Annotated in this window: 15 protein-coding genes; 4 read left to right on the top strand and 11 right to left on the bottom strand. The window is 57.5% G+C overall.

What is annotated here, in order from left to right:
* Positions 1-52 precede the first annotated feature (52 nt).
* The 3 genes from AP059_RS02085 to AP059_RS02075 form a co-directional block, all read right to left on the bottom strand.
* Positions 53-790 (bottom strand): S-methyl-5'-thioinosine phosphorylase, encoded by a 738-nt coding sequence (locus tag AP059_RS02085; RefSeq protein ID WP_059761651.1) that lies wholly within the window; start codon positions 788-790, stop codon positions 53-55.
* Between the two features lie 12 nt (positions 791-802).
* A complete protein-coding gene (gene nagZ / locus AP059_RS02080; RefSeq protein WP_173426965.1) occupies positions 803-1,801 on the bottom strand; it encodes a beta-N-acetylhexosaminidase in 999 nt (332 codons plus the stop codon).
* Positions 1,802-1,984: 183 nt separating this feature from the next.
* On the bottom strand, positions 1,985-2,692 hold the full coding sequence (locus AP059_RS02075) for a TetR/AcrR family transcriptional regulator (RefSeq protein ID WP_059761650.1): 708 nt from the start codon (positions 2,690-2,692) through the stop codon (positions 1,985-1,987).
* A 260-nt stretch (positions 2,693-2,952) separates the two neighbouring features.
* Between AP059_RS02075 and lexA the strand changes: the two genes are divergently transcribed.
* Both lexA and sulA read left to right on the top strand, forming a co-directional pair.
* Positions 2,953-3,561, top strand: coding sequence for a transcriptional repressor LexA (gene lexA, locus AP059_RS02065; RefSeq protein ID WP_048365162.1), 609 nt, complete (start codon positions 2,953-2,955; stop codon positions 3,559-3,561).
* A 13-nt stretch (positions 3,562-3,574) separates the two neighbouring features.
* A complete protein-coding gene (sulA, locus tag AP059_RS02060; RefSeq protein WP_059761648.1) occupies positions 3,575-4,048 on the top strand; it encodes an SOS-induced cell division inhibitor SulA in 474 nt (157 codons plus the stop codon).
* A 72-nt stretch (positions 4,049-4,120) separates the two neighbouring features.
* Here the strand turns inward: sulA and AP059_RS02055 are convergent, their stop codons facing one another.
* From AP059_RS02055 to AP059_RS02025, 7 genes are all read right to left on the bottom strand, one after another.
* Positions 4,121-4,354 carry a hypothetical protein gene (locus AP059_RS02055; protein WP_019408701.1) on the bottom strand — a complete coding sequence of 78 codons (234 nt, stop codon included), beginning with the start codon at positions 4,352-4,354 and terminating at the stop codon, positions 4,121-4,123.
* Between the two features lie 118 nt (positions 4,355-4,472).
* Positions 4,473-4,994 carry a DUF6586 family protein gene (locus AP059_RS02050; RefSeq protein WP_059761647.1) on the bottom strand — a complete coding sequence of 174 codons (522 nt, stop codon included), beginning with the start codon at positions 4,992-4,994 and terminating at the stop codon, positions 4,473-4,475.
* Between the two features lie 361 nt (positions 4,995-5,355).
* On the bottom strand, positions 5,356-7,983 hold the full coding sequence (topA, locus tag AP059_RS02045) for a type I DNA topoisomerase (RefSeq protein ID WP_059761646.1): 2,628 nt from the start codon (positions 7,981-7,983) through the stop codon (positions 5,356-5,358).
* Positions 7,984-8,097: 114 nt separating this feature from the next.
* A complete protein-coding gene (locus AP059_RS02040; protein WP_059761645.1) occupies positions 8,098-8,334 on the bottom strand; it encodes a DUF1653 domain-containing protein in 237 nt (78 codons plus the stop codon).
* Between the two features lie 87 nt (positions 8,335-8,421).
* Positions 8,422-9,597, bottom strand: coding sequence for an acetyl-CoA C-acyltransferase FadA (gene fadA / locus AP059_RS02035; protein WP_048365157.1), 1,176 nt, complete (start codon positions 9,595-9,597; stop codon positions 8,422-8,424).
* 27 nt (positions 9,598-9,624) lie between these two features.
* Positions 9,625-11,772 (bottom strand): fatty acid oxidation complex subunit alpha FadB, encoded by a 2,148-nt coding sequence (fadB, locus tag AP059_RS02030; protein WP_059761644.1) that lies wholly within the window; start codon positions 11,770-11,772, stop codon positions 9,625-9,627.
* Positions 11,773-12,185: 413 nt separating this feature from the next.
* Positions 12,186-12,623, bottom strand: a complete 438-nt coding sequence (locus AP059_RS02025) for a hypothetical protein (RefSeq protein ID WP_048365155.1) — start codon at positions 12,621-12,623, stop codon at positions 12,186-12,188.
* 106 nt (positions 12,624-12,729) lie between these two features.
* Here AP059_RS02025 and AP059_RS02020 point away from each other — a divergent pair, with 106 nt between their 5' ends.
* The gene (locus tag AP059_RS02020; RefSeq protein ID WP_059761643.1) at positions 12,730-13,185 is read left to right on the top strand and encodes a universal stress protein; all 456 of its coding nucleotides are present in this window, start codon (positions 12,730-12,732) and stop codon (positions 13,183-13,185) included.
* Positions 13,186-13,260: 75 nt separating this feature from the next.
* Here AP059_RS02020 and AP059_RS02015 read toward each other — a convergent pair whose 3' ends face one another.
* A complete protein-coding gene (locus AP059_RS02015; RefSeq protein WP_059761642.1) occupies positions 13,261-15,174 on the bottom strand; it encodes an ATP-binding cassette domain-containing protein in 1,914 nt (637 codons plus the stop codon).
* A gap of 216 nt (positions 15,175-15,390) precedes the next feature.
* Here AP059_RS02015 and AP059_RS02010 point away from each other — a divergent pair, with 216 nt between their 5' ends.
* On the top strand, positions 15,391-17,319 hold the full coding sequence (locus AP059_RS02010; protein ID WP_048398755.1) for a transglycosylase SLT domain-containing protein: 1,929 nt from the start codon (positions 15,391-15,393) through the stop codon (positions 17,317-17,319).
* Positions 17,320-17,811: the final 492 nt, after the last annotated feature.

Below are 17,811 nucleotides of genomic sequence, written 5' to 3'. Positions count from 1 at the left end.
CTGGGGGCTGCTACGCAGCCTATCGCAGCCTGCGCCAGCGACTACAAAACCCTTATCCCGCCAACACCCGCGCCAAAGTGGCTTTGACCTTACCCATGCCGTCGTGCAGCGCCTGCTCGATTTCGGCCATGGTGATGATCGCCGTCGACTTGCCCGCCGCCGGGTTAACCACCAGTGCCAAACAGGCGTAATCCAGTTCCAGCTCACGGGCCAATGCCGCTTCCGGCATACCGGTCATGCCGACAATGTCGCATCCATCGCGCTCAAGACGAGCGATTTCAGCCACCGTTTCAAGACGCGGGCCTTGGGTCGCCGCATAAACGCCGTGGCTGCTGTAGGAACATCCCTCGCCAGCCAGCGCGTCAATCAATTGCTCACGCAACGATTCGGTGTAGGGATAACTGAAGTCGATATGAGTCACGTGCTCCAGATCGTCTGCGAAATAGGTATGTTCGCGACCACTGGTGTAGTCGATCAGTTGATGCGGCACACAAAAATGCCCCGTGCCCATCGCCATGTGGATACCGCCCACCGCATTCACTGCCAAAATCGCTTCGGCGCCCGCCTGCTTCAATGCCCACAGGTTCGCGCGATAGTTCACCTGATGGGGTGGCAGGCGATGCGGATGGCCGTGACGCGCCAGAAACAAGACGTCGCGACCGGCGAATTCACCTATCTGGATATCAGCCGACGTCGGGCCATAAGGCGTGTCCAATGCCAACGAGCGCTTGATGGTCAACCCCTCAAGCTGGGTCAGGCCCGTGCCGCCGATAATTGCGTAAACCGTCATTGAGCCGATCCTTTAATCAATCAATTGAGCATCTTTGAGCGCACCCACCGCCACCAGCCAACGCGGGTCCTGCCGGTAGTCAGTGCTGGCAAACGCCTGGCTGCGCATGCGCGCGATACGCGGCGACGGTGTCACCTTCATGCGCTGGGCAGCGCTGAGCGCCAACTCGGCGGCCGCACGGTCGTTGCACACCAGCCCCATGTCGCAACCCGCCGACAAAGCCGCCTCGATACGACTGGCCGCGTCGCCCACCACATGGGCGCCTGCCATCGAGAGGTCATCGCTGAAGATCACGCCATCGAACCCCAACTCACCTCGCAAGATGTCTTGCAACCAGCGACGAGAGAAACCTGCGGGCTGGCTGTCGACTTGCGGGTAAATCACATGGGCGGGCATCACCGCCGCCAATTGCTGGCTCAGCCGTGCGAAAGGCACCAGATCATGGGCACGAATCTGCTCCAGCGTGCGCTCATCTGTTGGAATGGCTACATGCGAATCAGCCTCTGCCCAGCCATGTCCCGGAAAATGCTTACCGGTGGCCGCCATGCCAGCGTCATTCATGCCGCGGATAAAGGCTGCGGCCAATGTCGCGGCGCGTTCAGGATCGCCCTCGAACGCACGGCTGCCAACCACGGCGCTGCGCTGGTAATCCAGATCCAGTACCGGGGCAAAACTCAAGTCCAGGCCCACGGCCAAAACTTCGGTGGCCATGATCCAGCCGCATTGTTCGGCCAAATACTCGGCGTTCGGGTTATCTGCAATCGCGCGCATCGCCGGCAAGCGTACAAACCCTTGGCGCAGACGCTGCACCCGACCGCCTTCCTGATCAACGGCCAGCAGCAGGTCGGGGCGAATCGCACGAATCGAAGCGCTCAGTTCGCGAACCTGGCGCGGATGCTCAATGTTGCGCGCAAAAATGATCAAACCGCCCACTTCAGGCTGGCGCAGCAATTGCCGGTCTTCAGCCGTCAGCCAAGTACCGGCGACGTCCACCATCAAGGAGCCTTGCAAGGCAGAACTCATGGAAAATCCTTTAGAGAAAGAGTGCACTTATTGCCCACCGGACATGCACGGGCGCAACCTTACGCGCCGCCCGTTCAGGCAACCGTAATGCACGTACAAAGGGGAATAAGTCAGGAGTGAGCATGGCGCCAAGCTTAGCGGAACTCGACTGCCACGCCCACCCGCAGCCGATCAAACCTTGGCGGCAATCTGCGAGGTTTTGTTACGGGCGCGCATTTGTGCGCTGGCCATCACAGGGTCAACAACCCCGCTTTCGGCGCGCATGCCAGCAGCCAGGAAAGGCACCATCAAACGCATGACTTGCTCGATCGAGGTGTTAACACCGAAGTCTGTCTCGGCAATGGCGCGCAACGCCTTGATCCCGGACATGCTGAATGCCGCGGCACCGAGCATGAAATGCACGCGCCAAAACAACTCGATAGGAGGAATCTGCGGCGCGGCTTCGTTAACCAGCAACATATAGCGGCGGAACACTTTGCCGTACATGTCTTCAAGGTAGCGCCGCAAATGGCCTTGGCTCTGGCTGAAGGCCAGACCCAGCAAACGCATGAAAATGGAAAGATCGTTACCACTGCGCGGCTGGATCACCAACGCCTGCTCCACGAGCATTTCCAGCAGTTCTTCCAGGCTGGGGCGATTGTCCGGCTTGGCCTGGCGTCGCTCCAGCTCGCGGTCGAGGTTGGCGCAAAACGGACCCAGGAAACGCGAAAAAACCGCCTGAATCAGCGCTTTTTTAGAACCGAAGTGGTAATTGACCGCAGCCAGATTGACTCCGGCCTTGCTGGTGATCAGCCGCAGTGAAGTCTCGGCAAAACCTTTTTCCGCGAACAGCTGCTCAGCAGCATCAAGGATACGTTCAACGGTTTCCGACTGGGCCATGTCTACTCCGGCTGACAAACACTTAAACAGTTGTTTGAAACATACGTTTCAGTTTGTTAAAAGTCAAGATAGGGCATTCGTTTTGCGACTGGCCAGTTCCGCATTTAACCACAGCCTCGGCCCGCGTGGCCTGTGCTGATAAAGTAGCGTCCATCAGGCTCAGGCATGACCGTCCAGCGGACGGCCTGAAATGGATCATTGCCAATGCGCCTTCACTGTATATAATCCCAGTCACTGTATAAAAAGACAGAGCGATCAACATGCTAAAACTGACGCCACGCCAAGCTGAGATCCTGGCCTTTATCAAACGCTGCCTGGATGACAACGGTTACCCGCCTACCCGTGCCGAAATTGCACAAGAGCTGGGTTTCAAGTCACCCAATGCCGCCGAAGAACACCTGAAAGCATTGGCCCGCAAAGGTGCCATCGAAATGACACCGGGTGCCTCGCGCGGTATTCGCATACCTGGCTTTGAAGCCAATGCTGACGAATCCACGTTGCCCATTATTGGCCGCGTCGCCGCCGGCGCGCCCATTCTGGCGCAGGAACATGTCGAAGAGTCGTGCAATATCAACCCGACCTTCTTCCATCCGCGCGCCGATTACCTGTTGCGCGTCCAGGGCATGAGCATGAAGGATGTCGGCATCTTTGATGGCGACTTGCTTGCGGTTCATACCTGCCGTGAAGCACGCAACGGGCAGATCGTGGTGGCACGTATTGACGACGAAGTGACCGTCAAGCGCTTCAAGCGCGAAGGCAGCACAGTCTGGCTAATCGCTGAAAACCCGGATTTCGCGCCCATTGAAGTCAATCTCAAAGAGCAGGAACTCGTTATCGAAGGCCTGAGCGTCGGCGTCATACGCCGCTAAAGAAGGAGGCGCCATGCAGTTCCCGCACCCATCGCTACCAGCACAACTGCCTTTGTTCGAGGCATTCATGGCCCAGCCCATGCCACAAGCGATCAAAGCAGTACTTGATTCACCTTGGCGCGCAGAACCAGAGGTTTTCAGTGAGCTGTCGTTACGCGGTGCTGCCGAGAACTGCCTGAACCTTTTAGCGCCCATGCTTCGCGAACTCAGCGAGCAACAAGATGCGCGCTGGTTGACGCTGATTGCGCCACCCGCCAGCCTGACTCAAAGCTGGTTGCGCGATGCGGGACTTAATCGCGAACGCATACTGCTGCTGCAACCCAATGGCAATAAAAGTGCGTTGCAATTAACGTGCGAAGCACTGCGCCTGGGCCGTAGTCACACCGTCGTGAGCTGGATAAACCCGCTCAACTCGGCCGCCCGTCAACAATTGATCGGCGCAGCATTGATCGGTCACGGGCAAAGTCTGAATATTCGACTGGGCTAACCAGACGCTGCTGCCACAGGGTCGCCACCGAACGCATTCACTCATCTGTGGCAGGCTTGCATCTGTGGCCACTCAATGAAGAATGCGCGGCCCTTCGTCTTTTTCCAGCTCGCCTTCGGCCAGCCGACCCGCCATTTGCACACCCACGCTGAGCATGGCTTTGGCCACCTCTACGTGCTGCCCCTGAAGAAAAGCCTTGGCATCTTCAGAGAAGTTCAGCGTCACCAAAGACCCTTCGTCCTCAGCCCGACGCAACTCGATGCGGCCGTCAGGCAACTCGACAATTTCTAGAAAGGACGTTGGCATAAAAGTTTGTTCTCCACGAAAGCGCGGGATTATATCAGTCATCCCAACAGAATTTGCCAGGATCTATGGCGCTTTCATGACGGAGTGATGAATGACTGTGCAGTTCCAGATGCGACTTTTAGCACTCATTGAGACCATCGCGAAAGCGGATTGCCATTTTTTTCAGGTTTTGACGCCACTCCTCAAGCGTTTCGCGACTCAACGTTTGCGGCACGTCTTCCTCCAGACTGACCACCTCGATCAACGGCTGAAACACATCTGCCTTGACCTTTTTAGGTGCCTGCAACGGCTGATACAGCGCGGCATGGGCCGCTACCAGCTGTGCAAGCCAAGTGTTGGGAGCGCGCGCCAATTCAACCATTTCAGCCAGCTCGGGGATTGCTTTGGCATCCAGCACTTCCTGCGTCAGCAAAAGCTCCACTCTAGGTGCGCTGCCCTGGGGCAAACGATAGAAACCGGCAATCTCGTGGCATAAGCCAAGCAGTGCGCCATACAAATGAAACACTGCCGACTCTCGCTCAGCCTGCACCAAAGCTTGTGCATTCATGGCCCGACCCTCAGCCGCCTTGTGCATGGCCTCCAGCGCCAAGCCCGTGAAATATATTTTTTGATTGGTACGGGTATAGAGTTCGTAAGCCATTGGGGCATTCCACAACGAAGGGTTAAGGCAGATCGAGCAGTCTCAGGGACAGAGGTGGGCAGACGCAAGGGTTTAGCAGCGCCACGCTTGTGGTGCAGGTGCTGTCGAGGCATGAGCAGCGATCGGGCACAAAATGGCCGTGACGTAATGACTGCGGTGTAACTGACGCACAGGGTTGGATGGTTTTACGACCGCTGCGCGCCCGAACGCAGCCTCGTGCTACTCGTCAGCGGCTACATGTTTTTCACCCGCGATGCTTCGCTGGCAATAAAGTCTCTACGCCAACCGCTGAAGCGCTGCATAAAAAACCGCGCAAGTCCTACAGACCTTGCGCGGTTTTTTACTCTGCGTTCAGCTCAGATCAAGCGTCTTTTTCTTTACGCTTGTCTTCAACCTTCCAGCTCTTGCCATCGTAGAACGCACGCCACCCTGTCGGCTTGCCATCCACTTCAGTCTGCACGTACTGCTCTTTGGTTTTGCGACTGTAGCGGATCACTGCCGGGCGACCGTCGGGGTCTTTCTTCGGCGCATCACACAGGAAGTGGTACTTAGGATCGATTTCGTCCTTGTGCGGCACAATTTCGATCACCAACGGGGCACGGGTCTCACGATTTTTAGGGAACTGGCTGGCCGCCAAGAACAGACCAGAAGCACCGTCACGCAAGATGTAGGTGTCATTCACCTTCTCGCACTTGAGTTCCGGCATTTTCACCGGGTCCATCTTGGGCGGCGCCGCTTCACCGCTTTTGAGCAATTTGCGGGTGTTTTTGCACTCCGCATTGGTGCAACCGAAGAACTTGCCGAAACGACCCGTCTTGAGCTGCATCTCGCTGCCGCATTTGTCACATTCCAGGCTCGGACCTTCGTAGCCTTTGATGCGATAGCTGCCCTCTTCGATTTCATAACCCGCGCAATCCGGGTTGTTACCGCAGATGTGCAGCTTGTGCTTCTCATCCAGCAAGTAAGCGTCCATCGCGGTGCTGCAAATCGGGCAGCGGTGCTTGCCCAGCAACACCAACGACTCGGACTCACCCTCGTCATCAGCGGCGATTTCATCACCCGGCACCAGGTTGACCGTCGCCTTGCAACGCTCTTTAGGCGGCAGGCTGTAGCCCGAACACCCCAGGAACACGCCCGTCGATGCGGTACGAATCTGCATCGGACGTCCGCATTCTTTACACGGAATATCGGTCATGACCGGCTGATTGGCACGCATGCCACTGTCCGGGTCTGCGGCGATTTCAAGTTTCTTCTTGAAGCTGCCGTAGAACTCGTCCAGCACGTTTTTCCAGTCACGCTCACCGTGCGCCACGTCGTCGAGGTTTTCTTCCATGCCGGCGGTGAAACCGTAGTCCATCAGGTCAGAAAAACTTTCAGACAACCGCTCGGTAACGATATCGCCCATTTTTTCGGAGTAAAAACGGCGGTTGTGCAAGGCCACATAACCACGGTCCTGAATGGTCGAGATAATCGCGGCGTAGGTCGAAGGACGACCGATACCGCGTTTTTCCATCTCTTTGACCAAACTGGCTTCGGAGTAACGCGCCGGTGGCTTGGTGAAGTGTTGAGTCGGATCAATATTGATCAACTTGAGCACATCGCCCTGCGCCATGTCAGGCAATACGTCGTCGTCACCCGGCTTGGTGATTTGCGGCATCACGCGGGTATAACCGTCGAACTTGAGGATGCGGCCTTTGGCACGCAGCTCGAAATCACCGGCTGCAACGCTGACCGTGGTCGACAGGTACTTGGCCGGCAGCATCTGGCAAGCCACGAATTGGCGCCAGATCAGCTCGTAAAGGCGCTCAGCGTCGCGCTCCATGCCCGACAGCTTGCTCGGGTGCATGTTTACGTCAGAAGGACGAATGGCTTCGTGAGCCTCTTGTGCGCCTTCCTTGCTGCTGTACACGTTCGGTGCAGGCGGCAGGTAGGACGCGCCAAATTCACCTTCAATGTAGGTGCGTGCCATCTCGACCGCATCAGCCGACAAGTTGGTGGAGTCGGTACGCATATACGTGATGTAGCCCGCTTCATACAGACGCTGAGCCATCATCATGGTTTTCTTCACCCCGAAGCCCAAGCGGTTGCTCGCGGCCTGTTGCAGGGTGGAGGTAATGAAAGGTGCCGACGGCTTGCTGCTGGTCGGCTTGTCTTCGCGCTTGACGATGGTGTAGCTGGAAGCCTTGAGCTTTTCCAGCGCGGCCATGGCCTGGGTTTCGTTCAGCGGCTTGAACGCTTCGCCTTTTTCACGCGCGACGTCAAAGCGTACTTTTGCACCCTTGGCGGTGCCGAGGTCTGCGTGAACTTCCCAGTACTCTTCTGGGTTGAACGCACGAATCTCGCGCTCTCGCTCCACGACCAGCTTCACGGCCACCGACTGCACACGACCCGCCGACAAGCCACGGGCAATTTTTGCCCACAACAGCGGCGACACCATGTAACCCACCACGCGGTCGAGGAAACGACGTGCCTGCTGGGCATTTACCCGATTGATGTCCAGTTCACCCGGCTTGGAGAAGGCTTCCTGAATCGCTTTTTTGGTGATTTCGTTGAACACCACGCGCTTGTAGCGGCTGTCGTCCCCACCGATGGCTTCGCGCAGGTGCCATGCAATGGCTTCCCCCTCGCGATCCAAGTCGGTTGCGAGATAGATGGTGTCAGCATCCTTGGCGAGCCGGCGCAGCTCTTCGATGACCTTTTCCTTGCCAGGAAGGATCTCGTACTTGGCTTTCCAGCCATGCTCGGGATCGACGCCCATGCGCGAGATCAGCTGCTTTTGAGCTTTCTCTTTCGGCGACAGGGCCGGCGCTTCGCCCGCCGCAGCCTTACCGCGCTTGGCAGCAGGTTCTTTGCTGGCGCTAGCCGAACCGCTGGTGGGCAGGTCTCGGATATGGCCGATACTCGACTTCACCACGTACTCGTTACCCAAGTACTTGTTGATGGTCTTGGCCTTAGCCGGGGATTCCACAATGACCAGCGATTTGCCCATGGATCAGAAAGTTCCTGAATTCTAGAAGTGAAAGGCGGTTCGCGCCTGACGCGGCACCGCTATATATAGTGGCAACAAGATGAGGTCAAGCGCAGGGTGCTGCGCGACGTCGCCTTATGGCCGGGAAAAAAGGCTCGTTTCAGCCTGAATCAAGGCAAAGCGCGGCACTTGTGTGCCGTCTACCGTGACCGTCTGCAAAAACATGCTCAGCGGGCGTACCCAAAAACCGCATTCACCATACAGGGCTTGATAGAAGACCACGTCCTCTTCGGTTTCAGAATGGCGAGCCACATTGAATACCCGATACTGCGGCCCTTTGTAATGCTGATAGAGCCCAGGTTGTAGCGGCATGTTGCGGCACCTTGCAAATAAAAAAAATAAAAACACCTAAAAAACAAAAACCGGGGCACTTGGCCCCGGCTTCTATCAACGTAACGCTTAGACGCGTTCGAAGACAGTTGCAATGCCCTGGCCAAGGCCAATGCACATGGTGGACAACCCGAAGGTACCGCCATTTTGCTTCATCACATTGAGCAACGTACCGGAGATACGCGCTCCCGAGCATCCAAATGGATGGCCCAAGGCGATGGCACCGCCGTGCAGGTTAACCTTCTCATTCATCTTGTCGAGCACTTTCAAATCTTTCAGCACTGGCAGGGCCTGTGCAGCGAAGGCTTCGTTGAGCTCAATGAAGTCGATATCGGCCATGCTCAGACCTGCGCGCTTCAATGCTTTTTGTGTCGCCGGTACAGGACCATAGCCCATGATTGCCGGGTCCACACCTGCAACGGCCATCGAACGAATGACGGCCAGCGGCTCAAGACCCAGGTCTTTTGCACGCTGAGCGGACATCACGATCATGCACGAAGCACCATCAGTGATCTGCGACGACGTACCCGCCGTCACGGTGCCGCCTTTAGGGTTGAACGCAGGTTTCAACGCCGCCAGACTTTCCATCGTCGTTTCCGGACGAATGGTCTCATCGTAATCGAAGGTTTTCAGGAAGCCGTTCTCATCGTAGCCCTGCATCGGGATGATTTCGTCTTTGAACTTGCCTTCAATCGTCGCCTTGTGGGCGAGTTGATGCGAACGAACACCGAAAGCGTCTTGCTGCTCGCGAGTGATGCCATGCATTTTGCCCAGCATTTCTGCGGTCAAACCCATCATGCCCGAGGCTTTGGCAGCGTACAGCGACATGTGCGGGTTTGGGTCAACGCCATGCATCATGCTCACGTGACCCATATGCTCGACGCCGCCGACCACGAAAACGTCACCGTTACCGGTCATGATCGCTTGCGCTGCCGTGTGCAAGGCGCTCATCGAGGAGCCGCACAGGCGGCTCACGGTTTGCGCGGCCGAGGTGTGCGGGATCTGGGTCATCAACGACGCCATGCGCGCGATGTTCCAGCCCTGCTCCAGGGTCTGGTTAACGCAGCCCCAGATCACGTCTTCCACTTCGCCCGGATCAACCTTGCTGTTGCGCTCCAGCACTTTGCTGATCAGGTGCGCAGACATGTCTTCAGCACGGGTGTTGCGGTGCATGCCACCCTTGGAGCGGCCCATCGGGGTGCGACCGAAGTCTACAATCACCACGTCTCTAGGATTCAAGCTCATAATTTCACTCTCACTCTAATGGGGCGCTTAACCGAAGAAGCTCTGGCCGTTTTTAGCCATTTCACGCAGCTTCGCCGTCGGGTGGTACAGCGCGCCCAGTTCAGCGTACTGATCAGCCAGGGCCACGAACTCTGCTACACCGACCGAGTCGATGTAGCGCAGGGCGCCGCCACGGAATGGAGGGAAACCGATGCCGTAGACCAGGCCCATGTCGGCCTCGGCTGCGGTTTCTACGATGCCGTCTTCCAGGCAGCGTACGGTTTCGAGGCACAGCGGGATCATCATCCAGTTGATGATGTCTTCGTCAGTCACTTCGCGCTGTTCGTAAACGATCGGCTTGAGCACTTCAAGTACGCTCGAATCCACCACTTTCTTCTGCTTGCCGCGCTTGTCAGCCTCGTAAGCATAGAAACCCTTACCGTTTTTCTGGCCCAGACGCTTGGCTTCGTACAGCGCGTCGATCGCTGAGCGACGATCATCTTTCATACGGTCCGGGAAGCCTTCAGCCATCACATCACGCCCGTGGTGACCGGTGTCGATGCCGACCACGTCCATCAGGTACGCCGGGCCCATTGGCCAGCCGAATTTTTCCATGACTTTGTCGATGCGCACAAAATCAACGCCTGCACTCACCAGCTTGGCGAAACCACCGAAGTACGGGAACAGTACGCGGTTGACCAGAAAACCTGGGCAATCGTTAACCACAATCGGGTTTTTGCCCATTTTCTTGGCATAAGCAACCGTGGTTGCAACCGCCAGATCGCTGGACTTCTCGCCACGAATCACTTCCACCAGCGGCATCATGTGCACCGGATTGAAGAAGTGCATCCCTACGAAGTTTTCCGGGCGCTTGAGGGCTTTGGCCAACAGGCTGATGGAAATGGTCGAGGTGTTGGACGCCAGGATTGCATCGTCCTTGACGTGGTTTTCCACTTCAGCCAATACCGCTTGCTTGACCTTCGGGTTCTCGACAACGGCTTCAACCACCAGGTCGACGTGACCGAAATCACCGTACGACAACGTAGGACGAATACCGTTGAGCACTTCAGCCATTTTCGCCGGGGTCATACGACCTTTATCAACGCGGCCAACCAGCAGCTTGGCGGCTTCCGCCAGGCCCTGCTCGATACCGTGCTCGTTGATGTCTTTCATCAGGATCGGCGTACCTTTGGAGGCCGACTGATAGGCAATACCGCCGCCCATGATGCCTGCACCGAGCACGGCAGCCTGCTTCACGTCTTTGGCGATCTTGTCGTAGATCTTGGCTTTTTTCTTCAGTTCCTGATCGTTCAGGAACAGCCCGATCAGGCATTGCGAAGCGGAGGTTTTGGCCAATTTGGCAAAACCGGCAGCTTCCACTTCCAGCGCCTTGTCGCGACCGAAGTTCGCCGCTTTCTGGATGGTTTTGATGGCTTCAACCGGGGCCGGGTAGTTCGGGCCGGCTTGACCAGCCACGAAACCTTTGGCGGTTTCAAATGCCATCATTTGTTCGATTGCGTTCAGCTTGAGCTTTTCAAGTTTCGGCTGACGCTTGGCCTTGTAGTCCAGCTCGCCACTGATAGCACGCTTGATCAGGTCCAGCGCAGCTGCCGCCAGTTGTGCCGGTGCAACCACCGCATCAACGGCACTGACTTTCAGCGCATCTTCAGCACGATTTTCTTTGCCCGAGGCAATCCACTCAACAGCGTTATCAACGCCAATCAGGCGCGGCAGACGCACGGTGCCGCCAAAGCCTGGGTAGATGCCCAGCTTGACTTCTGGCAGGCCGATTTTGGCGCTGTCGGCCATGACACGGAAGTCCGCTGCCAGGCACATTTCCAGACCACCGCCCAGTGCAATGCCGTTAATAGCCGCTACAGTTGGAACGTTGAGGTCTTCGAAGTCACTGAAGATTTTGTTGGCTTGCAGGTTGCCCGCGATCAGCTCGGCATCCGGCAGCTTGAAGTTTTCGACGAATTCGGTGATGTCCGCGCCGACGATGAACACGTCTTTGCCGCTGGAAACAATAACGCCCTTGACCGAAGCATCTGCCTTGATCGCATCTACCGCCTGACGCAATTCGTTCAGGGTTAGACGGTTGAACTTGTTGACGGACTCACCCTTGAGGTCGAACTTCAGTTCGACGATGCCACTTTCAAGAGCCGTAACCGTGATGGCTTTACCTTCGTAAATCATCAACTGATCTCCAGGATATGGAAGCTGAACAGTACACGTCGCACGCTAGCGTCTGGCTGGCAATGACGACACCGTCAATGCTCACGCCAATCCACCTGGCACACCCGCCGACGCGATATTCGGGGTTATGCAAACGCTGCCTGCATGGCAAACGCTCGATTCATACGCCCGTTTGATTTGGGTGTCGACACCTTCACGGAAAAGCGATCGATTGTCAATTGTCCAAAACAACGATGACAAAACGACCTTGCGTCTAAATGCCGGATCGTCTGCAACTGTAACCTTTAACGCATCATGCACGCCGGTGTCCGGCGCCGAGGCCGTCGCAAACCCCTTCAAGCCCATGTTTAAGGCTGCCTCACCGTCATTCGGTTCACGGGCGCTGAGTAATCGTACGGCGCCCGCGGCAACGGCTACGCCAATGCTTTAAGTGTTTCGTCTATGGCGACCAACACCTCAGGCTCACCCTTCTCACCCCAATACAACGCGATCATTTGGGTGCTGGCCTCGACCTTGTAGACGTTCGCAGGCAGCTTTCGAAATTGCGCCAGCAGGCGCTCATCGACGCATTCTTCACGCCATTGATTGACCCACATTCGCGGCGCAGATTGCCAATAGCACCACACATCAGGCTTAGTGCTGCGACGCGGACGATGAAATTGTGCGCATGACCCCGGCGGTTCAGGCTCAAGCCAGTGCGGCCATTCTTGAGGGGTCAGTTGCATGGCAAGCCCCATGCGTCGGGCCTCCATGCGCAAGGCCATGCGCCCACTCTGGCGGCGCGAAGGTCGCAGCCACGCCAGCGGGCTCAAAACCAGTGCCAGAATTGACACCACTATCCATACCGTCATATGTGTACTCTCATTAGCTTTAATTAACGCGTTAACCCTGACGTGAACCCAGGCTGTGCAAAAGAGCCATACTCACTCTCAATGACCCTTTACAGGAGCGCACCACATGCCCACACCACCCAAGCCCTACTCGCATATTTTGGTTGCTGTCGACCTGACTGACGAATGCGACCCGGTGATCTATCGGGCCAGCGCCAGTGCGGCAGCCAATGGCGCCAAGCTGTCACTGATTCATATCGTTGAACCCATGGCCATGGCCTTCGGCGGCGATGTGCCAATGGACCTGTCCCAGTTGCAGCAACAGCAGTTTGAGCAAGCCAGTCAGCTTCTGGAACGCCTGATCGGCATGTACCCGCAACTGTCCAAAGACAACTGCAAGCTCCAATATGGCCAGCCGCGCCATGAAATCCACGGCTTTGCCAAAGAACACGGCTGCGACTTGATCGTGGTCGGTAGCCACGGCCGCCACGGTTTGGCGCTGCTACTGGGCTCCACCGCTAACGACGTATTGCATGATGCGCCCTGCGATGTCTTGGCCGTGACCCTGAAACAAACGAATTAAGGCAGCGCCCAACCACAAAAAAGCCCGGCCCCTCGAAGAGAAAGGCCGGGCTTTTTCAGTTCAGCAACCGCTCAATCAGGCATCCAGCTCAGCCCAACGCTCAACCAACTGCTCAAGCTCAGCCTGCAAGGCTTCAAGCTTGGCAATCACTTGCGCCGTTTCAGCCGCTGGACGCTGATAGAACGCCGTGTCAGCCATTTCTGCCTCCACGCCGGCAATCGCCTGCTCTTTAGCATCGATTTGGCCTGGCAACGCTTCCAGCTCGCGCTGCAACTTGTAGCTCAGCTTCTTTTTCGCCGGTGCAGGTGCCGCTGCTGCTGGCGCCGCCGCCGGAGTGACCACCGCCGAGTTCAAGTCCGCCTTGCCCGACTTGCTCTCGGTCACGCCCAACAGACGCGGCGAGCCGCCTTGACGCAGCCAGTCCTGATAACCGCCCACGTATTCGCGAACCTTGCCTTCACCTTCAAAGACCAAGGTGCTGGTCACTACGTTGTCGAGGAATGCCCGGTCGTGACTGACCATCAACACAGTGCCCTGGAAGGTCAGCAACACCTCTTCCAGCAGCTCAAGCGTTTCGACGTCAAGGTCGTTGGTTGGCTCATCGAGTACCAGCAAGTTCGCCGGTTTGCTGAACAGTTTGGCCAGCAACAGACGTGCACGCTCACCACCCGACAGCGCCTTGACCGGCGTGCGGGCACGCTGCGGGCTGAACAGGAAGTCACCCAGGTAGCTGAGTACGTGGCGGCTCTGACCGTCAATGTCGATAAAATCGCGGCCTTCGGCCACGTTGTCGATGACGGTTTTTTCCAGGTCCAACTGGTGACGCAACTGGTCGAAGTAAGCCACGTCAATGCGCGTGCCTTCCTCAATCTTGCCGCTGGTAGGCTGCAAACCGCTGAGCATCAGCTTCAGCAATGTGGTTTTGCCCGTACCGTTGGCGCCCAGCAGACCGATGCGGTCGCCGCGCTGCAACACCATCGAGAAGTCCTTGATCAGGAACGGACCGTCGGGGTGCGCAAAGCTGACGTTTTCGAGGACCATCACTTGCTTGCCGGACTTGTCTGCCGTATCCAGCAGAATGTTGGCCTTACCGGTGCGTTCACGACGCTCGCTGCGTTCAACACGCAGCGCCTTGAGGGCCCGAACTCGGCCTTCGTTACGGGTACGGCGCGCCTTGATGCCTTGGCGAATCCACACTTCTTCTTGCGCCAGACGCTTGTCGAACAGCGCGTTGGCCGTTTCTTCAGCCGCCAGAGTGGCTTCTTTGTGGACCAGGAAGCTGGCGTAGTCGCCGTTCCAGTCGATCAGGCCGCCACGGTCCAGCTCCAGAATCCGGGTGGCCAGATTTTGCAGGAATGAACGGTCGTGGGTAATAAACAGAACCGCGCCCTGGAAGTCCTTGAGGGCCTCTTCCAGCCAGGCGATTGCGCCGATGTCCAAGTGGTTGGTCGGTTCGTCGAGCAGCAGCAGATCCGGTTCGGAAACCAGTGCTTGCGCCAACAGAACACGACGACGCCAGCCGCCGGACAACTCAGCGAGGGTCTTGTCAGCAGGCAATTGCAGACGGCTCAGGGTGCTGTCTACCAATTGCTGCAAGCGCCAGCCGTCACGGGCTTCGAGGTCTTGCTGGACGTGCATCAGTTTGTCCAGGTCGGCATCGGTCACGATGTTCTGGCTCAGGTGATGGTACTGAGCAAGCAGCTCACCCACACCGTCCAGACCTTCGGCGACCACGTCGAACACAGTCCGCCCGTCGGCTACCGGCAACTCTTGCGGCAATTCGCCAATCTTGAGGCCGGGTGCGCGCCAAACAGAGCCGTCGTCGGGCTTTTGATCACCTTTTACCAGCTTCATCATGCTGGACTTGCCGGTGCCGTTGCGGCCGATGATGCACACCCGCTCTCCACGGGCGATCTGCCAGGACACCTTGTCCAACAACGGCGTAGAGCCGAAAGCAAGGGACACATCGCTGAATTTGAGCAGGGTCATGAGTTTCTCCAAAAACTGGGCGCGCATTCTACCTGATTTGCGCCCCAAGGCGGCCGGCTATTTATTGTTCAGGCCCCGCTTGCCTCCATTTAGTAGCAAGTTTCGCCGATTGACCGGCAAGGCTTTCACGCGCGACTGGCAAAAGGCTAAGCTACGACGCTATCAGTGCCGGGCGCCCCCTGCACTTGCCACGTTTTTTATCTGTACGGAAGCCACATGCGCAGTCGCCTCTTCAACTTTTTATCCTGCCTGCTTCTCACCAGCTGCGCCGTGCAAGCCGCACAGGCCGCAGACTTGACCCAACAACGCCAACTGTACGACGAGGCCAAGCGCGCCTTGGCCAAAGGCGACTCCGGCCCCTACTTTCGCAATGCCGACGCCCTGCGCAGCTACCCGCTGACGCCTTATCTGGCCTATGACGAGCTGACGGCCCGCCTTAAAGGCGCCAGCAATGTCGAAATCGAACAGTTCCTGGCCCAACACGGCGATCTGCCTCAAGCCAACTGGATGAAACTGCGTTGGCTGCGCTGGCTGGCCGAACGCGGTGACTGGGCGACGTTTGCCAAGTATTACGACTCCAAGCTCAACTTCACCGAACTCGACTGCCTGAACGGCCAGTACCAGCTCGCCCATAACCAAAAAGCAGAAGGCTATGCCAGCGCCGAAAAACTGTGGCTGGTGGGCAAAGCCCAACCGGCGGCATGCGACGCGTTGTTCAGCCAATGGGCGGCCGAAGGCCAATTAACCGAGCAAAAACGCTGGCAGCGCGTGAAACTCGCGGCCGAAGCGCGCAATTACGGGCTGGCCAACACATTGGCCAATGGCCTCAACACCCTGGGCCCGCAAGCCCGGCTGATGATTGAAGTGGCGCAAAAGCCTGACCTCCTGAGCCAGCCTTCGCGCTTTACGCCAGCCAGTGAAGCCATGTCTGACGCTGTCGGCCTGGGACTGCGCCGCCTGGCACGCCAAGACCCGGAAAAGGCCGCGGCACTGCTCGACACCTACGCCACCAACATGCATTTCTCGCGGGACGAAAAAGTCGCCATCGCGCGCGAAATTGGCCTGACGTTCGCCCGCCGCTACGACAGCCGTGGCCTGGACATCATGACCCAATACGACCCCGAGCTGCGTGACAACACCGTCACCGAATGGCGCCTGCGTCTGCTGTTGCGGTTGGCACGCTGGGAAGATGCCTACCAGTTGACCCGCAAACTCCCCGAAGACCTGGCCACCAGCAATCGCTGGCGCTACTGGCAGGCCCGCAGCCTGGAACTGGCCGAGCCAAAAAACCCGCAAGCGCAGGTACTGTTCAAGAGCGTGGCCCGCGAGCGTGATTTCTACGGTTTTCTGGCTGCAGATCGGGCACAAACCCCCTACCAGCTCAACAACAAACCGCTGGTACTCAGCCCGCAACTGATCAACAAAGTGCGCAATACCCCGGGCGTACAGCGCGCGCTGGAGTTCCATGACCGCGGCCAAATCGTGGATGGCCGACGTGAGTGGTATCACGTCAGCCGCCACTTCAACCGTGACGAAATGGTGGCCCAGGCCAAGTTGGCCTATGACCTGAAGTGGTACTTCCCGGCGATTCGCACCATCAGCCAGGCCAAGTATTGGGACGATCTGGACATCCGTTTCCCGATGGCTCACCGCGACACGCTGGTGCGCGAGGCCAAGGTGCGTGGTTTGCACTCCAGTTGGGTGTTTGCCATCACTCGCCAGGAAAGCGCCTTCATGGATGATGCCCGCTCAGGCGTGGGCGCCAGTGGCCTGATGCAATTAATGCCCGCCACTGCCAAAGAGACCGCCAAAAAATTCAGCATCCCGCTGGCCTCACCGCAACAAGTGCTAAACCCGGACAAAAACATCCAGTTGGGCGCGGCTTACCTGAGCCAGGTACACGGCCAGTTCAACGGTAACCGCGTATTGGCTTCAGCGGCATACAACGCAGGGCCGGGGCGCGTTCGCCAATGGCTGCGCGGCGCAAACCACCTGGGCTTTGACGTGTGGATTGAAAGCATTCCATTCGATGAAACCCGCCAATACGTGCAAAACGTGCTGTCTTACTCGGTGATCTACGGCCAGAAGCTCAACGTGCCACAGCCACTGGTGGACTGGCACGAGCGCTATTTTGACGATCAGTGATCGTAAACCCTATGAGTGCGGTTGAATGACTTTACGAGCGCTTCGCGCCCGGACGCAGCCTCGCATTACTCGTCAGCGACTACACGGCAAGTTGGTGTAGCCATTGGCGAAGGCGACGTCTGAGTGCGCAGCGATCGTAAACCCGTTGAATGCGGTTGAATGGCTTTACGGCCGCTTCGCGCCCGGACGCAGCCTCGCATTACTCGTCAGCGACTACACGCAAGTTGGTGTAGCCATTGGCGAAGGCGACGTCTGAGTGCGCAGCGATCGTAAACCCGTTGAATGCGGTTGAATGGCTTTACGGCCGCTTCGCGCCCGGACGCAGCCTCGCATTACTCGTCAGCGACTACGCGCAAGTTGGTGTAGCCATTGGCGAAGGCGACGTCTGAGTGCGCAGCGATCATAAACCCGATGAATGCGGTTGAATGACTTTACGACCGCTTCGCGCCCGGACGCAGCCTCGCATTACTCGTCAGCGACTACACGCAAGTT

Origin of the sequence: Pseudomonas sp. TAA207 (assembly GCF_001529285.1) — a bacterium.
Classification (GTDB): Bacteria; Pseudomonadota; Gammaproteobacteria; order Pseudomonadales; family Pseudomonadaceae; genus Aquipseudomonas; species Aquipseudomonas weihenstephanensis.
This window is presented reverse-complemented; position numbering and strand designations above follow the sequence as displayed.

What these genes read in the sequence shown, in the direction of transcription:
- AP059_RS02085 (WP_059761651.1), bottom strand. Translation starts at nt 790, where the DNA reads ATGACGGTTTACGCAATTATCGGCGGCACGGGCCTGACCCAGCTTGAG.
- AP059_RS02075 (WP_059761650.1), bottom strand. Translation starts at nt 2,692, where the DNA reads ATGGCCCAGTCGGAAACCGTTGAACGTATCCTTGATGCTGCTGAGCAG.
- lexA (WP_048365162.1), top strand. Translation starts at nt 2,953, where the DNA reads ATGCTAAAACTGACGCCACGCCAAGCTGAGATCCTGGCCTTTATCAAA.
- sulA (WP_059761648.1), top strand. Translation starts at nt 3,575, where the DNA reads ATGCAGTTCCCGCACCCATCGCTACCAGCACAACTGCCTTTGTTCGAG.
- AP059_RS02055 (WP_019408701.1), bottom strand. Translation starts at nt 4,354, where the DNA reads ATGCCAACGTCCTTTCTAGAAATTGTCGAGTTGCCTGACGGCCGCATC.
- AP059_RS02050 (WP_059761647.1), bottom strand. Translation starts at nt 4,994, where the DNA reads ATGGCTTACGAACTCTATACCCGTACCAATCAAAAAATATATTTCACG.
- topA (WP_059761646.1), bottom strand. Translation starts at nt 7,983, where the DNA reads ATGGGCAAATCGCTGGTCATTGTGGAATCCCCGGCTAAGGCCAAGACC.
- AP059_RS02040 (WP_059761645.1), bottom strand. Translation starts at nt 8,334, where the DNA reads ATGCCGCTACAACCTGGGCTCTATCAGCATTACAAAGGGCCGCAGTAT.
- fadA (WP_048365157.1), bottom strand. Translation starts at nt 9,597, where the DNA reads ATGAGCTTGAATCCTAGAGACGTGGTGATTGTAGACTTCGGTCGCACC.
- fadB (WP_059761644.1), bottom strand. Translation starts at nt 11,772, where the DNA reads ATGATTTACGAAGGTAAAGCCATCACGGTTACGGCTCTTGAAAGTGGC.
- AP059_RS02025 (WP_048365155.1), bottom strand. Translation starts at nt 12,623, where the DNA reads ATGACGGTATGGATAGTGGTGTCAATTCTGGCACTGGTTTTGAGCCCG.
- AP059_RS02020 (WP_059761643.1), top strand. Translation starts at nt 12,730, where the DNA reads ATGCCCACACCACCCAAGCCCTACTCGCATATTTTGGTTGCTGTCGAC.
- AP059_RS02015 (WP_059761642.1), bottom strand. Translation starts at nt 15,174, where the DNA reads ATGACCCTGCTCAAATTCAGCGATGTGTCCCTTGCTTTCGGCTCTACG.
- AP059_RS02010 (WP_048398755.1), top strand. Translation starts at nt 15,391, where the DNA reads ATGCGCAGTCGCCTCTTCAACTTTTTATCCTGCCTGCTTCTCACCAGC.